The 15,617-nt window shown below is 40.1% G+C and carries 16 protein-coding genes; 6 read left to right on the top strand and 10 right to left on the bottom strand.

What is annotated here, in order from left to right:
• Positions 1-4: 4 nt before the first annotated feature.
• The 6 genes from KXJ59_RS04005 to KXJ59_RS03980 form a co-directional block, all read right to left on the bottom strand.
• The gene (locus KXJ59_RS04005; RefSeq protein ID WP_295201387.1) at positions 5-463 is read right to left on the bottom strand and encodes a DinB family protein; all 459 of its coding nucleotides are present in this window, start codon (positions 461-463) and stop codon (positions 5-7) included.
• A gap of 16 nt (positions 464-479) precedes the next feature.
• Complete coding sequence (locus tag KXJ59_RS04000) at positions 480-1,049, bottom strand: hypothetical protein (RefSeq protein ID WP_295201385.1); 570 nt, start codon at positions 1,047-1,049, stop codon at positions 480-482.
• Between the two features lie 219 nt (positions 1,050-1,268).
• Positions 1,269-1,817 (bottom strand): carboxymuconolactone decarboxylase family protein, encoded by a 549-nt coding sequence (locus KXJ59_RS03995; RefSeq protein WP_295201383.1) that lies wholly within the window; start codon positions 1,815-1,817, stop codon positions 1,269-1,271.
• A gap of 102 nt (positions 1,818-1,919) precedes the next feature.
• Entirely contained in the window at positions 1,920-2,510 is a 591-nt protein-coding gene (locus KXJ59_RS03990) for a Crp/Fnr family transcriptional regulator (protein ID WP_295201380.1), read from the bottom strand.
• A gap of 61 nt (positions 2,511-2,571) precedes the next feature.
• Complete coding sequence (locus KXJ59_RS03985) at positions 2,572-3,123, bottom strand: DUF4256 domain-containing protein (RefSeq protein ID WP_295201379.1); 552 nt, start codon at positions 3,121-3,123, stop codon at positions 2,572-2,574.
• A 46-nt stretch (positions 3,124-3,169) separates the two neighbouring features.
• Positions 3,170-3,640 carry a hypothetical protein gene (locus tag KXJ59_RS03980; RefSeq protein WP_295201378.1) on the bottom strand — a complete coding sequence of 157 codons (471 nt, stop codon included), beginning with the start codon at positions 3,638-3,640 and terminating at the stop codon, positions 3,170-3,172.
• A 156-nt stretch (positions 3,641-3,796) separates the two neighbouring features.
• Here KXJ59_RS03980 and KXJ59_RS03975 point away from each other — a divergent pair, with 156 nt between their 5' ends.
• On the top strand, positions 3,797-4,945 hold the full coding sequence (locus KXJ59_RS03975; protein ID WP_295201376.1) for an amidohydrolase family protein: 1,149 nt from the start codon (positions 3,797-3,799) through the stop codon (positions 4,943-4,945).
• A 92-nt stretch (positions 4,946-5,037) separates the two neighbouring features.
• Here the strand turns inward: KXJ59_RS03975 and recO are convergent, their stop codons facing one another.
• Both recO and pheS read right to left on the bottom strand, forming a co-directional pair.
• The gene (recO, locus tag KXJ59_RS03970; RefSeq protein WP_295201374.1) at positions 5,038-5,775 is read right to left on the bottom strand and encodes a DNA repair protein RecO; all 738 of its coding nucleotides are present in this window, start codon (positions 5,773-5,775) and stop codon (positions 5,038-5,040) included.
• A 198-nt stretch (positions 5,776-5,973) separates the two neighbouring features.
• Positions 5,974-7,008, bottom strand: a complete 1,035-nt coding sequence (gene pheS, locus KXJ59_RS03965; protein ID WP_295201372.1) for a phenylalanine--tRNA ligase subunit alpha — start codon at positions 7,006-7,008, stop codon at positions 5,974-5,976.
• A gap of 123 nt (positions 7,009-7,131) precedes the next feature.
• Between pheS and KXJ59_RS03960 the strand changes: the two genes are divergently transcribed.
• Together KXJ59_RS03960 and murA are read left to right on the top strand one after the other, a co-directional pair.
• On the top strand, positions 7,132-7,899 hold the full coding sequence (locus KXJ59_RS03960) for a DUF4290 domain-containing protein (RefSeq protein WP_295201371.1): 768 nt from the start codon (positions 7,132-7,134) through the stop codon (positions 7,897-7,899).
• Positions 7,900-8,018: 119 nt separating this feature from the next.
• Positions 8,019-9,323 carry a UDP-N-acetylglucosamine 1-carboxyvinyltransferase gene (gene murA / locus KXJ59_RS03955; RefSeq protein WP_295201369.1) on the top strand — a complete coding sequence of 435 codons (1,305 nt, stop codon included), beginning with the start codon at positions 8,019-8,021 and terminating at the stop codon, positions 9,321-9,323.
• A gap of 9 nt (positions 9,324-9,332) precedes the next feature.
• Here the strand turns inward: murA and KXJ59_RS03950 are convergent, their stop codons facing one another.
• A complete protein-coding gene (locus KXJ59_RS03950) occupies positions 9,333-9,773 on the bottom strand; it encodes a response regulator (RefSeq protein ID WP_295201368.1) in 441 nt (146 codons plus the stop codon).
• A 23-nt stretch (positions 9,774-9,796) separates the two neighbouring features.
• Positions 9,797-13,282: a PAS domain S-box protein gene (locus KXJ59_RS03945; protein WP_295201367.1), complete on the bottom strand. Its 3,486-nt coding sequence runs from the start codon at positions 13,280-13,282 to the stop codon at positions 9,797-9,799.
• A gap of 148 nt (positions 13,283-13,430) precedes the next feature.
• Between KXJ59_RS03945 and KXJ59_RS03940 the strand changes: the two genes are divergently transcribed.
• The 3 genes from KXJ59_RS03940 (at position 13,431) to KXJ59_RS03930 (ending at position 15,574) form a co-directional block, all read left to right on the top strand.
• A complete protein-coding gene (locus tag KXJ59_RS03940; RefSeq protein WP_295201365.1) occupies positions 13,431-14,015 on the top strand; it encodes a nitroreductase in 585 nt (194 codons plus the stop codon).
• Positions 14,016-14,139: 124 nt separating this feature from the next.
• On the top strand, positions 14,140-14,715 hold the full coding sequence (gene gmk, locus KXJ59_RS03935) for a guanylate kinase (protein WP_295201363.1): 576 nt from the start codon (positions 14,140-14,142) through the stop codon (positions 14,713-14,715).
• A 40-nt stretch (positions 14,716-14,755) separates the two neighbouring features.
• On the top strand, positions 14,756-15,574 hold the full coding sequence (locus KXJ59_RS03930; RefSeq protein ID WP_295201362.1) for an NAD(P)-dependent oxidoreductase: 819 nt from the start codon (positions 14,756-14,758) through the stop codon (positions 15,572-15,574).
• Positions 15,575-15,617 lie beyond the last annotated feature (43 nt).

Raw genomic sequence — 15,617 nt, 5'->3', positions numbered from 1 at the left:
AGGATTATATAAACTTACGGATAGTCATCATCATCCCCAAATGCAAACCTTCATGATAATTATTAAATTCCAATGCATCATCAAAAGATGCAAGATCAAATCCGGTAGCGGTCATTCTGCCGGTGAAGCTGGTGAAAATACCTTTCTCAACATCTTTTCTTGTCTGTTCGCAGAGTGCGATCAGTAATTGTTTGAGTTCATCTGCTTCCTGCTGTGTAATAGCTCTTTCTGGTTTTGTGCCGGGTTTATACAGGTTAAACATTTCATCCGTTACCTGCATTGGCAGCCCCGACAAACGGTAAACCAGCGATTGTTGTGCCACAATAATATGACCCACATTCCAGATGATATTATTGTTAAACCCTTCGGGAGTTTTATTCAGTTGTTCCAGTGTAAGCGGTTCTATAAAACGCAAATAATTATTGCGGTTGGTTTCCCAGATTTTAAAAAATGCATCCATCATAATTCAGTTATTATTATCATTTCAATCTATACTTTGCCGTAATGCCTAATCCCCCGTATGTTCTCCCATAAGTGATAACAGGGTTAAAACGAAATTCCGGCTCAAGCAAAAGTTTGTTATCAAGTTTAATCGGCTTACTTATTTTAACCTGCACACCTATAGCCATATTGGGGTCAATACTGTAATCAGTAACAGTAATTTGCTGACTCTTGTTTTTATGACGGAAACCAGTATAAAAATCAAAACTAAGACCTGCACTAACATTTACCAGGCGGGAATAAAATTTATACAGTAAGGGGAAAGAGATAAATCTTTCCACTAATATAATTGTATATGGGACCAATCCCGTACCGGCGCTGTTTTGAAAAAGATAAGTATTAGTCCGTGAATAATTTCTGTAATACAACCCGGTTTCAATACCGCTTTTTTTTGTAAACTTATGTTCTATCATTACGCCAAATCCAGGCCTGAAGTGGTTACCTGAAGTTTCAGCAGTAAAATTTATACCCACAAGTGTAGTTTTCTGCGCTGTTAGCACCGATGAAAACAATATGCACGTAACCAATGCAATGACAATTTTTTGCATGCAGTTAAATTTAATTGCACACTAAGATATAAACATTTGTATTAATGTAAAATCTGTTTTCAATAACAGGTTATCTGGCCTGCCTGGCTGTAAGACAATATAAGTTTTCCTTTATCGCAGATTTAACCTTGCGGTAAAGGAAAACTTTGCTGCGCTTGTAAAGTGATGGGTTTATGGTATTGAATTTTATTGTCACTGCCCAGTAAAAGGAAACAATGCTCAGATTTCATCGGCTATTGGAAAATCAATTTCGAAAGAAGTAAGGTTGTGTATATAGTTACTGATGATTTTGTCGCCGATAACGATTACGGCATCAATCATGTTTACCTCATTATAGCCTGCTGCAAAAAAAGCTTCTTTACTTGCTTCGCTTGCCTTTCCACGGCTGGTTACTACCGCTGCTGTAAACTTTGCCAGCGCATCTAATTGATGATCAAAACCTGCGGTCCCCTTACGTATTTCCAAAATCTGCTCATCTGTAAATCCATTCATTTTACCAATTGCTGTATGGGCACTCTGGCAGTACCTGCACCCATTGATCTGGCTTGTTACCAGATTAATCACTTCCCGCTCTTTGGCTTTTAGGGAGCTTTTCCGGTTCTGCAGGGTAAGGTAATCGCTTAATGCCGTTTCGCTTTTTGCAAAATAGGCGTAGAGATTAGGCACAAAACCCAAACGGCTCTGAAGTGTATCGAAAATGGCCTGGTTGTTTGCTGTTACGTCTGATTTGGTAGGAATAGCAAATGTTCCTGCATTTGTTGTTGTCATATTTTACAGTGTTAAAATGATATGTCATTATTGACACTGTAAAATTGGCAAGACCGATAAACATAGAAAATGAAGTAGTACAGGAAAAATGATTGATGTAGATCAACTATTTTTTGTTCTCTTCCTGTTTCGTATACGGGAGAGAAATTCTGTAGTCATGCCGAGATATGAGGCAAGTGCATACTGTGGTACCCTTTGAACAATCTGTGGATATTTTTCAAGGAACTGTTCATACCGCTGGCCAGCTGTTTGTGTAAGACCAGCAATAATTCTTTGCTGCATAAAAGCAGCAGTGCGTTCGGCCCTGATTCTGAAAAAAGTTTCAAATTTATGATTGCTTTTTTTCAATGCTTCTTCCTGTTCAAAAGAAATCTCCAAAATTTTACTGTCTTCCAGTGCCACTACAAACATGGTAGCAGGTTTTTGAAGAATATAACTATTATAATCTGTGATCCACCAGTCTTCAATGGCAAATGCAATGGTATTGTCGTTACCGCTATCATCAACTACATAGGCCCTGAAAGCGCCTTCCAATACATAGTTTCTGTGTTTTACAATAAAATCAGGCTGTACAATAAACTGTCTTTTTTTTATTCTTTTTTCTTTGAAGGATGCACCAAATACTTCCGCCTCTGCTTCCGTTAAAGAAACAGATCTGTTAATGTATTCGACAATTTTATCTTTTCCGCTCATCTGCCAATGCTTTGCTGTTGTAAATAAACGGCAATTATTTAATTGCCTTTGATTACCGGGTTTAAACCAGTACAGATGCCCTAAAGCCCCTCGCCGCATAATAAGATCCCGCCCCATTATGGTACACAAATACATGCTGATACCGCCAGTCGCCGAAAATGGCACCTCCATGTTTACGGATGGCTTCAGGTGTTTTTAACCAGCTGGAAGTTTTTGCATCAAAATTTCCCAGCATCTGTAAATTTCTGTACTCCTCTTCATTTAATATTTCAACCCCCATCGTCGCAGCCATATCAACTGCAGTATCCGAAGGCTTAAACTCTTTACGACTGTTAAGCGCCTCCCGATCGTAACATAAACTTCTTCGGCCAGCCGGACTTTCAGCTGAACAGTCGCAAAAAATAATAGCGCCTGTTTTTTTGTCCTGCCCTGTTACATCAGGTTCACCGCCTGTTCTTTCCATTTCACTGAGCGACCATAGTTTATCAGCATTGGCTTTTAACCTTGCTTCCACTTTGCTCCACTCAATACCTTTATGTCGTTTAGTGTTTTTTTCAAAACGAACTTTTAAGAGATCAATCAGTTCGTTGGCTTGCTTCGCTGATAATTTCATACAGCTATTATTTTTATTGTAAGCTTTATTGATTACTAATACATTCTTATTTGCCCTTCTTTAATGCTGCACAACCTGTTTGATCAATGGTATAGGATGCGTTTACAATTTTCCACCCTGCTGGTGTCTGTATCAATGTAAAAACATCGATGCCGCAATGAGAGAATTTTTCATTCACCAGAAACTCATAGGGCACCCAGGCCATAGCAATTCCATTATGTATTTTAATATCGAACCGGTGAGGTATTTCTTTTACCTTTTTTTTTGAGATTACCTTATTCATATCAGTTCTAAAATCTCTCATATCATATTTTTTCGGGTCTGAAAGATTCGATACCCGCCAGAGTTGCCCATCGAGTAATACCACTGTTTTAAATAACACGGTATCCTGCTTTTCTAATGACAGGAAAAAAGAATTCACTGTTTCTTTAATCAAATTTTCGTTTAAGTCATCAGCTGTTTGGGCATGAGTTGTAAAACTGATACCGAGTAAAATCATTAGTACAATTTTCTTCATATCGTTTTTTTAATACTGAATAAATCTACTGTACATCTCTAATCAAGATAAGGAAAGATTGGAAGGAAAGTTTAAGTCTGACTTAAAAATGTCTTCAAATATTCCTGTACCATCAATGCATTATCCAATAACTTCGCAGATAATCAATCCATTATTTTGTCATACAAAAAATTCAAAGCCAGACAGTTGTTCACCGGCACAACAATGCTTGGTGATGATTTTGTGTTGATTACTGAAAAAGATGGCTGTATTGAAGCCATTGTAAAGACAGAAGAAGCAGGTGATGACGTACAACAGTTAAACGGTATTCTCTCACCGGGTTTTATCAATACCCACTGCCACCTCGAACTCAGTCACATGAAAGGGCTGATTGCCGAACATACAGGACTGGTTGATTTTGTATTACAGGTAGTTACTCAACGGCATTTTCCGGAAGACGAAATACTCACTGCTATTGAAAAAGCAGAAACTGATATGCTGGCAGCTGGTATTGTTGCTGTGGGCGATATCTGTAACAATACACTCACGCTTCCACAGAAAAAACTGAACCGCTTACACTACCATAATTTTATTGAAGTAAGCGGCTGGAACCCTTTGATTGCCGATATAAGAATGGAAAGGTCACTGGAACATTACCAGACTTTTCAACAGGCTTTTTCGAAACATTCCAGCCTCTCACCACATGCTCCATATTCTGTATCGCCTGAATTATGGGCGCTCATGCAGCCTTATTTTATTGAGCAGGTAATTACCATACACAACCAGGAATCTGAGGCAGAGAATGAACTCTTTCAAAACGGAACAGGTGATTTTATCCGTTTATATGAAACAATGCACATCACTAATCCTTCTTTCAAAGCTCCGGGAACAAATAGTTTGCCTGCTTATTTTCATCAAATGCAAAAGGGCAAACATGTTATACTGGTTCATAACAGTTTCACCAGCCAGAATGATATCGACCTTGTTCTTCAAACTAATACGCCCGTTTCATTTTGTCTTTGTCCAAATGCCAATTTATATATTGAAAACACTTTACCACCGGTTGATCTCTTATTACAGAACAAACTGAATATCTGTATCGGCACCGATAGCTTAGCGAGTAATCACCAGTTAAGTGTATGGGAAGAAATAAAAACATTGCAATTACATTTTCCTCATTTATCGCTGGCTGTTCTTTTACAAGCCGCCACACTAAACGGTGCTAGGGCTTTGGGTATGGATGATGTGTTGGGAAGTTTTGAAAAAGGAAAAAAGCCCGGAGTAATTGTGTTGGAAAACACTACAAACATTACAAGACTTATTTAATGCTCTGCGTAAACTCTGTGTACTCTTTCTCTGCGGTGAACTTACTCGAATATTCACCGCAGAGAACGAGAGAAAATGGAGTTTTCGCAGGGTTAACTCAAGATTTCCTGTAGAATGGCGAGTGTTTTGAGTTCGCCGAAGTCGGCAATATGCAATGCCATATAGGTTTGATAAGATTCCAATAAACTTCGTCTGATTGTTCTGTTCAATTTTATATTTTCCAACTGGTTATAAAATTGCAGTTCCGTAAGTTGTGATGTTGTTTCTGCCAATAACCCTTCCAGGTAATAGGGATGCAAAGGTATTTCAGCTACAAAAATACCTTCCTGCAAATCGAAGACAGGTGTTGCAGATGTATAATTACCCTGTGGTTTAAACCCAAGTTCTGCTGCCAGGTGCAAAACAAAATAAAGGGGTAGGTTGGCTGTTAAAGCTTCATTGCCTTTATCGAGTTGTTTCAAACTGTCTTCAATCAGATAGAATAATTCGGGATTGGCTTCGGGTTGTTTCAGGCTGTGCTGCAACATTTCAATCATATACATGGCCACTGCATGTTTTACCACATCTGTAAGTACACCTTCATACAAATAACTCCAACGGTATTCTTTTACAAACTGTAGCTGTTTCAGCTCGTTATGATACACTTCCATATCGAGCAGGGCAGATGGTTGAAAATAAGAAGCTTTCCCGGCAGAGGTTCTGGTACTTTGTCTCACCCCTTTTACCAGATAACTCTGTATACCAAACAGCTCTGTATAAACAGTAGTGATGATACTTGTATCACCATACTTTACTGTTCGCAGTACTATTCCTTTGGTAGCGTGAAGCATGGAGGAAGGTTATAGTCTATAGACCATAGTGCATGGTCCATAGGAAGAATATTTATATACACTGACGAGTCTTATTATCGGTTTTGCCATGAACTATTGACTATGGACAATGAACAATGACAGGTAGTATTTTCCTTAAAACGAAGAACTCCATAATTAATTTAGCATAGACCATCGACTATGGACCATGGTCTACTCTCACCCCACTACCCCTGTAAACTGTTTCAAGAACCGCACATCATTTTGTGAATACAGGCGAAGGTCGTTTACCTGGTATTTTAATTGCGTGATACGCTCAACACCCATACCAAATGCAAAGCCGGTGTATTTGGTTGAATCGATACCAAAATTCTCCAGCACTTTCGGATGCACCATACCACTTCCGAGTATTTCTACCCATCCGGTATGTTTACAGATATTACATCCGCTGCCGCCACAGATCTGACAACTGATATCCATTTCTGCACTGGGTTCTGTAAAAGGAAAATAGCTGGGTCTGAAACGCACTTTTACATGCTGACCAAACATTTCCTGTACAAAGAAATAAAGCGTTTGCTTAAGATCGGCAAAACTTACGTTTTCATCAATATACAATCCTTCAACCTGGTGAAAAAAGCAATGCGCACGTGCACTGATGGTTTCATTTCGGTATACCCTGCCCGGACAAATGACACGTATAGGTGGTTTCTGTGTTTCCATTACACGTGCCTGTACACTGCTGGTATGGGTACGTAATAACCAGTCGGGGTTTTGACTGATGTAAAAAGTATCCTGCATATCACGCGCCGGATGGTCTTCTGGTAAATTCATGGCACCGAAATTATGCCAGTCGTCTTCTATCTCCGGTCCTTCGGCCACAGCAAAACCCAGTCTGCGGAATATGGAAATAATCTGGTTACGTACCAGGTTCAATGGATGTCTTGTACCTACAGGAAACAGATCGCCGGGCAACGTAATGTCTTTTGCTGCCGCATTGGAATCAGACTGTTCACCGGCTCCCTCTTTTAAAGCGTTATAACGTGCTTCTGCAAATTCTTTAAATTCATTGAGTACCTGTCCGAATGCTTTTTTCTGATCCACCGGTACATTTTTCATCTCACCCATGACGGTTTTTACCAGTCCTTTGGTGCCGAGGTATTTAATACGAAAAGCTTCCACCAGATCGGGTGTATTGGCTTCAAAAGCCTGCATTTCCTGTTTATATTGCTCTATCTGTTGCACAATCTGTTCCATAATGCGAAGATAAACAGCCCGGCGGAGTGTCGAAAAAATGATTTCTTTAACGCCTTTGCGACTGAATTCTGCCACTCAAAGCCCTTAAATGCTTACATTTGTTCTTGCATTTATTAACGTTACATGGAATATAATACTTCAAGAACTTACCTGGGCATGCGTGAATATGGTCGTCATGTGCATAGAATGGTTGACTATTTACTGACCATCGAGGATCGTGAAAAAAGACAGCAACAGGCACAATCGGTGATTGAACTGATGGGTTTTTTGAACCCTCACCTGAAAAATGTGGAAGATTTTCGTCATAAATTATGGGATCACCTGTTTTTTATCAGCGATTTCAAACTGGATGTCGACAGTCCATACCCCATTCCCCAAAGAGAAACCTATAAACTGAAGCCCGATCCGCTTCCTTATCCCAAACGCCATCCCAAATATGCACACCTGGGTAAAAACCTGGAAGTGGTGATTGATAAGGCGCTGAAAGAAGAAGACCCGGAGAAAAAAGCCGGCTTTGCACATGCCATTGCCTATTATATGAAACTGGCCTACAGCAACTGGCATAAAGAACTGGTACATGATGATGCTATCAGGAGCGAGCTGAACAATATTACCGGTGGTGAACTTGAATTCAGCAATACCCCATACATTAAACACCGCAACCAGAACTTTGAACGCGATGAATATGGCAGTGGTGCAAGAGGCGGCCGCTGGCAGCAAAATTTTGGTGGACGAAACCGCAACAGCGGCGGAAGTAATAACCGCAACAACAATGGCGGTGGTGGTGGACGCAATAATAACAATAACCGCAACAACAATGGCGGTGGACGCAATAATAACAATAACCGCAATAACAATGGCGGTGGTGGCCAGTTCAAAAAACGTTATTAAGCTATTACAACTTCTTTATACAAAGCCCCGGCAAATTTGTCGGGGCTTTTCATTTCATTCTTCTTATTTACAAGCGGCCATTTATTACATTCGTGTATACAACCATCTAAGTAAACATTATGGGTTCATTTGAAGTACGTGGCGGTAACCGCCTCAAGGGAGAGATTGTTCCGCAGGGAGCCAAAAACGAGGCTTTACAAATATTATCAGCCGTTGTACTCACCGACGCTGAAATGACTATTTCCAATATTCCTGATATACTCGATGTAAACCTGCTGATTGAATTATTGCAGGACATGGGTGTAAAAACAGTAAAACTCAGCACAGATACTTATCGCTTTAAAGCAGATAATATTGACGTTGATTACCTGTCGTCTGATGATTTCAGGAAAAAAGGTGGCCGATTACGTGGCAGTGTAATGCTTGCCGGACCTATGCTGGCGCGTTTTAAAAAAGCATATATCCCAAAACCCGGTGGTGACAAGATTGGCAGGAGAAGACTCGATACACATATTATTGGTTTTGAAAAACTCGGCGCGAGGTTTGAATATGATGAAATACAAAGTTGTTTCAAATTATCAGCACCAGAATTAAGAGGTGCCTATATGTTACTGGATGAACCTTCGGTAACAGGAACAGCTAATATAGTTATGGCAGCAGTGCTGGCAGAAGGTGTTACACAGATCTACAATGCAGCCTGTGAACCATACCTACAACAACTTTGCAGTATGCTTAACCGGATGGGTGCGAAAATAGAGGGTATCGGCAGTAACCTCTTAACAATAGAAGGCGTTAATAAACTCAACGGAACCGAACACCGTATGTTGCCCGACATGATTGAGATTGGTAGTTTTATTGGTCTGGCAGCAATGACGCAAAGCGAGCTTACCATTAAAAATGCAGGTGTAGAACACCTGGGTATCATTCCGGAAAAATTCAGTCAGCTTGGTATTCAGTTTTCCGTCAAGGGCGATGATATTTATATTCCTGCACAGGATGTTTATGAGATACAGACTTATATGGATGGCGGTATACTCACCATTTCCGATCATCCCTGGCCTGGTTTTACACCCGACTTACTCAGTATTGTACTGGTAGTGGCCACACAGGCAAGGGGTAGTGTACTCGTGCACCAGAAAATGTTTGAGAGTCGTTTGTTCTTTGTAGATAAGCTGATAGATATGGGTGCGCAAATTATTCTCTGCGACCCGCACAGGGCCACTGTTATCGGTTTGGGCAGAAAGAATAACCTGCGTGGTATAACCATGAGTAGTCCGGATATACGCGCCGGACAGGCACTGCTTATTGCCGCATTAAGTGCGGAAGGGAAAAGTGTGATACAGAATATTGAACAGATTGACCGTGGCTACCAGCAGATTGATGAACGTTTGAGAAAAATTGGTGCTGATATTACACGTATTTAATAATTGGAATCAGGATTTGGACGGGAGTTTAACGATTGATACCCAGTAATCTTCAATACTACGGATTACATCCATGAATTTATCAAGGTCAACAGGTTTTACCACGTAACAGTTGGCATGGTTTGCATACGATTCATGTATATCAGCATCAGCCGAAGAAGTGGTTAACATGATGACGGGAATAATTTTTAATACCGGGTCGTTTTTCATGGTGCTTAATACTTCTTTCCCGTCAATTTTTGGCAGGTTGATATCCATTAAAATGATATCAGGTGATGGCACATTTGTATAGTTTCCCTGTTTTCGCAGGTAATCCAGTGCCTCTTCACCATCGCGCACTACTTTTATCTGGTTTCGGATTTTGGCCTCTTTAAACGCTTCAATTGTAAGTTGAATATCTCCTTCATTGTCTTCTACCAGCAAAATTTCAAGGTCCTGAAAAGCTGACATATAACATAGTTTTAAGTGATTATTTATTTAGGCATACTAAAGAAAAAGCAACTGCCTTTTCCTTCCTGCGATTCAACCCAGATTTCGCCATGATGCCGCTCGACAATTTTTTTGCAGATAGCCAGCCCGATACCCGTTCCGGAATAGTTATTAACGGGGTGTAAGCGCTGAAACACTACAAATATTTTTTCGAAATATTTTGGATTAATTCCAATACCATTATCTCTTACAAAAAAGACATAACGACCTGCTTCTTCCAAGCAGCCAATTTCAATATGGGGGGGGTGTTCACTTTTATATTTTATTGCATTACCTATCAGATTCTGTAACAACTGTTGCAATTGTGTGGCATTACCCTGAACTACCGGTAAGCGATCAATTATTAAAGTTATTCCTTCTTTTTCAAATCTCGATTCAAAAATTTGAACCACCTGTTGCGCAACGGTATTCATATCAACCGGCTGAAAATGCTCAGCTACGGTGGCTACGCGCGAATAAGAGAGCAGGTCGAGTATTAGTCTTTTCATTCTTTCTGCGCCACCTACTGCAAAATTAATGTACTCCCTTGCTTTATCGTCGAGCTTTCCGGTGTATTGTTTGTCTAATAGTTGCAGAAAACTACTTACCATACGAAGGGGTTCCTGTAAATCGTGAGAAGCTACATATGCAAAACGTTCAAGTTCTGCATTTGACCTGGCCAGTTCGGAAGCACGTTTTTCCAAAACAACGTTGAGATCATATAATTGCTGCTCAGAACGTTTCAGTGCAGAAATATCCTGAGTGGAGCCAATCATGCGAACGGCTTTGCCATCTTTGTTCCTGATTACATAACCACGATCATATACATGGGCATAACTACCATCTTTTCTTTCAAACCTGTATTCATCTTCCCAGTACTGATCGGCAGTTGTTTGTAACATTATTTCCCTCCTCTCCATTACCCTGTTGATATCATCAGGATGTACATGCTTACGCCAGAAATCATTATCGGCACTTGCCGTTACCGTATCATACCCAAACAATTTCTGTAACCCGTCGCCTGAGCGAGTAACTGCACCTGTTCGCATATCCCAGTCCCAGATGGCATCACTGGTAGCTTTTGCCACGAGTTCATATCTTTCATTTGATCTGCGTGTTGCCGTTTCTGCTTTTTTTCTTTCTGTTATATCCCTGATAAAGGCACAGAAAAATGATTCATTATCCTGCTGAATGGGTAATACTGTTAGTTCAACCGGGAAGTTTACACCATCACGATTAATGGCACTGAGCTCGAGTAATACATTTAATGCAGGTCCTTTACCGGTTATTTTATACTGCTCCATACCATGATCGTGCATAGAACGATAGGGTTCGGGGATAATGATACTAGACAGGCGTTTACCCATTACTTCTTCCTGTTTCCAGCCAAAAATCTGTTCGGCCTGTGGGTTCCAGAAAGTAATCATGCCTTCTGTATCAATACATATAATGGCATCCAGTGCGGCATTCATTATCAGCCTTCTTTTTTCTTCACTATCACGAATCAGCGCATCGGTTTTCCTTCTTTCTGTTACATCTCTTTCAACGGCTACCCAGTGTGTATACCACCCTGCTTCATTGGCAACCGGTGCCACTGTAAAATTGTTCCAGAAAGGCTCACCATTCTTTTTATAGTTCAGTACTTCTATATCGCAGGGCTCCCATTTTTTGAGCGCTTTTTTAAGACGCGCTAGTTCCTGTTGATCTGTATCTGGGCCTTGTAAAATACGGGGAGTTTTTCCTATGACTTCCTCTGCAGTATAACCTGTCATGCGGGTAAAGGCTTCATTTACATAGAGTATTTTGGGACCTGTTCCTTCTACAGGTTCTGCTTCAGTTATGAGTATGGCATCATTGGTATTTGTGATGACCATATTCATGAGGTGTGACTTTTCTTCTTCAGCCTTTTTCTGGGTTATATCATTACGGATGGCTACAAACTGATAAGGTTTTCCATTTTCGTTTAGAAAAGGAACAATAGTTGTATCAACCCAGTAATAGCTACCTGTTTTGGTTTTATTTTTAATTTCACCCCTCCATACTTTTCCATTAGCAATTGTAACCCACAAATTCTTCAGGAATGACTTCGGATGATGTCCTGAGTTGATGATGCGGTGATCTTGCCCTATTAATTCTTCTTTTGTATACCCCGAAATAGCACAGAAATTATCATTGACATATTGGATAATCCCTTTTTGATTTGTAATAGCAACAATACTGGACTGATCTAAAGCAAATTTGTAGTCGGAGATTTCCTTTATTTTTTCAACCAGTTCACTGTTTACATTTTCCAGTGTTTGTTGGTAACGTTTATTTTCAGAAATATCTCTTCCATAACAGGCAACACCGATAATTTCCTCTTTACTTATAATCGGATTAAAACTCACATCTGTCCATTCGCCGGGCTGACCCTTCAGTTCCGGCGTATAAATTTCATGTACAAAAAATTCGCCTGATAAAGCCTGTTCATATAATTTCTTCCAGGATAGAATAAACGATTCGGGGAAATGAGATTCCAGCAGCACATTATCACCGCTTTGTAATTTTTTCCCTGTCTGCATTTCAAGAGACCGAATAAAAGACTGGTTTGCAGTAATAAGCTTCAGGTTCCTGTCAACGCTCCAGATCAGATCATTGGTGTTATTTATCAGCGCTTCTCTGTTATTACGCTCAAATCTACTTTCCTCTTCAGCATTTACTTTATCCGTTATATCATTAACCAGTACAAGAACAGATGCTTTATTATTGTGTATGATATGGTGCGCGGTTATTTCTACATATACTAACTCTCCATTTTTCTTAATGTGACGCCATTTATCATGATGTATAAGATAATTTCCCTTTCTTTTTTTCGAAGCTATTTTCACTCTTTCAATATCATCTTCGGGTCTTATCTGCATAATGGTCATGGAAAGAAATTCATCCCGGCTATAACCATATTTAAGAATAGCCGCATCATTCACCTCCATAAACTGATAAGTAGTTTCATCATATATCCACATGGGCATGGGATTGGTATAAAACAGTTTTTTATACCTTTCTTCCGATTCGGCCAGTGCCTGAAGGGTTTCCATTTCCTCAAATACCTGTTCTGTAATATCATCAACAGAGTTTATAATTTGTGTTACATTATTCTTTTTATCCAGTACAGGTGTATTCGTAATTTTCCAGTACCGCTCTAGAAATAAACCAGTTCCATCATTACTGGGAATATCATACCTCAACCGCTGTGTTTCATTAGACTGTTTTGTTGCAACAGTTTCGCGGAATAAATTAATCAGTTTGTTTTTCCCCTCCCGGTTATGCAATCCTGGGGTATCCGGAAAAATGCTAAACACCGGTTCTCCAATGAGTTTTATACCGGCGGTTTTTGTTGCTTTTATGTATGCTTTATTGGCTGCAATAATGGTATATGCAGGATCGTCCGGTGCCAGCAAGAGGTACATACCGGGTAGATTATCAAAAACAAGTTGAAACTCCTTTGTCGTCATAGCAAGCAATTTGCTAAACAGATATAGTACAAAGCACCTGCCATATACTATAAAACACCAATCAATATAAGCCATTTTATCGTTTCTCGAAAATGTTTATATGTTCCGGGTTTACAGATATAAAACCTGATCGGTTTATGTTTGCAGTATGAACACATTTGAAATTTTTCAGGAAATCGTTACCGGCAGAAGAAGCAGTAAGCCTTCTTTAATGAATGGAAAAAAGATTGACCCGGCTTCTGTTCAGCAATTATTAGAACTGGCAGATTGGGCACCAACACATGGAAGAACCGAACCCTGGCGTTTTGTGGTATATTCAGGAGAAAGCCTGAAAATTTTCTGCCAACAACATGCAGATCTTTATAAGGCACATACCGATGCTGATAAATTTACCACTGCTAAATACCAGGGTATTATTCAAAACGGTGAAAAAATTTCTCATCTCGTTCTGGTATACATGAAACGGCAGCCAACCCAAAAAATTCCCTTAATAGAAGAAATTGCTGCTACTGCTGCGGCTGTTGAACATATTTTACTGGGTGCCCATGCACTTGGTATTGCTACTTTATGGAGTACCGGAGCTATGACACACCACGAAAGCATGAAAAATATGCTGGGGCTTGCCGATGATGATCTTGTAATGGGTTTATTATACCTGGGTTACACAGATGAAACGACAGCTGATGGAAAAAGAAACATTCCACTCTCAGAAAAAACAACCTGGCACAGCTGAGTTTTTTCTCTGCGAAATCTCTTTAACTCCTGCGGCTCTGCGGTGAATCTACTCCGCAGAGCCTTAGTTTTACAATGAAAAACAAACCCCTTTTCAGGCTTCTGAAAATTCTGTTTCTTTGCGCATGCAAGCAAATAAAGGGAAACTCATCATCATAACAGCACCGTCGGGATCGGGTAAAACTTCTATTACACATTACCTGCTCAATAAATACCCCCTGCTTTGCTTTTCTATTTCTGCGGCAACACGCTCACCCAGGGGAAAGGAAAAAAACGGAGTAGATTATTATTTTATTAGCCCTGAAACTTTTCAGCAGAAAATAAAGGAAGAATCTTTTGTTGAATGGGAAATGGTATACGAGGGAAAATATTATGGTACCCTGAAAAGCGAACTGGATCGTATCTGGAATGAGGGACGCGTTCCTGTTCTTGATATTGATGTTAAAGGTGCCATTCATGTACAGCAGCAATTTGAAGGAAGCTGCCTCTCTATATTTATACAGCCTCCCTCTGTGGAAGAATTAAAACGACGTTTAGAAAGTCGTGGTACCGAAACGCCGGAAAGCCTTGCTACCAGAGTAAACAAAGCCAGTTATGAGATTTCTTTCAGTCATCATTTTCATCATACTATTGTTAACGATGAGCTTCAGAAAGCCTGCCTTGCAACAGAATCTTTGATCAAAGATTTCTTAGGTTGGTAACGATGTTTGCCTAAATTTAGGTACATCAATATGTTTTATTATGTCATTTCAGAACAGAACCATTCTTATTACAGGTGCCAGTCGTGGTATTGGTAAAGCCATCGCTTTACGCTTGGCAAAAGAGGGCGCCAATATTGTAGTAGCTGCTAAAAGTGTAACTGAAGATCCGCGACTGGGAGGCACTATTTTTTCTGCTGCTGAAGAAATAGAAGCCGCAGGTGGTAAGGCGCTGGCAGTTCAGGTTGATATAAGACATGAAGAACAGATTCAATCGATGGTTGAGCAGGCAGTAGCAAAATTTGGTGGAATTGATGTAGTGATTAATAATGCCTCAGCCATACAGCTTACACCCACCGAGCAAACAGAAACAAAACGTTTCGACCTGATGCACAGCATTAATGTGAGAGGAACTTTTCTGGTGGTAAAACATTGTATTCCCTGGTTAAAAAAAGGAAACAATCCCCATATTATAACCTTATCACCACCCATCAGTCTGCAACCTAAATGGCTGGGTGGACATATTGCCTATACCCTCACCAAATACAATATGAGTATGCTGGCTTTGGGTTGGGCAGCAGAATTTAAAGGGGCGGGTATAGCTTCGAATGCTTTATGGCCCAGAACCACCATCGATACAGCCGCAGTGCGTAACCTGCTTGGCGGAGAAGCCCTGGCCAAAATGAGCCGGACGCCTGAAATTATCGCCGATTCTGTTTTTTATATACTTCTGAAAACGGGTCTAAGCTGTACGGGTAACACTTTTATTGATGAAGAACTGCTTGCTGCGGAAGGCATTACAGATTTAGATAAATATGCTGTTGTACCCAGGGGCCAGTTGTACAATGACCTGTTTGTATAGGAGTTCGTCTACTTTTTATTGATTGTTAATCTACTTTTAAGCG

The sequence above is a fragment of the Sediminibacterium sp. genome (genome assembly GCF_019264485.1).
Taxonomy (GTDB): Bacteria; Bacteroidota; Bacteroidia; order Chitinophagales; family Chitinophagaceae; genus Sediminibacterium.
Note: the sequence above shows the minus strand (reverse complement) of the source record. Positions and strands in the feature narration are given on the sequence as shown.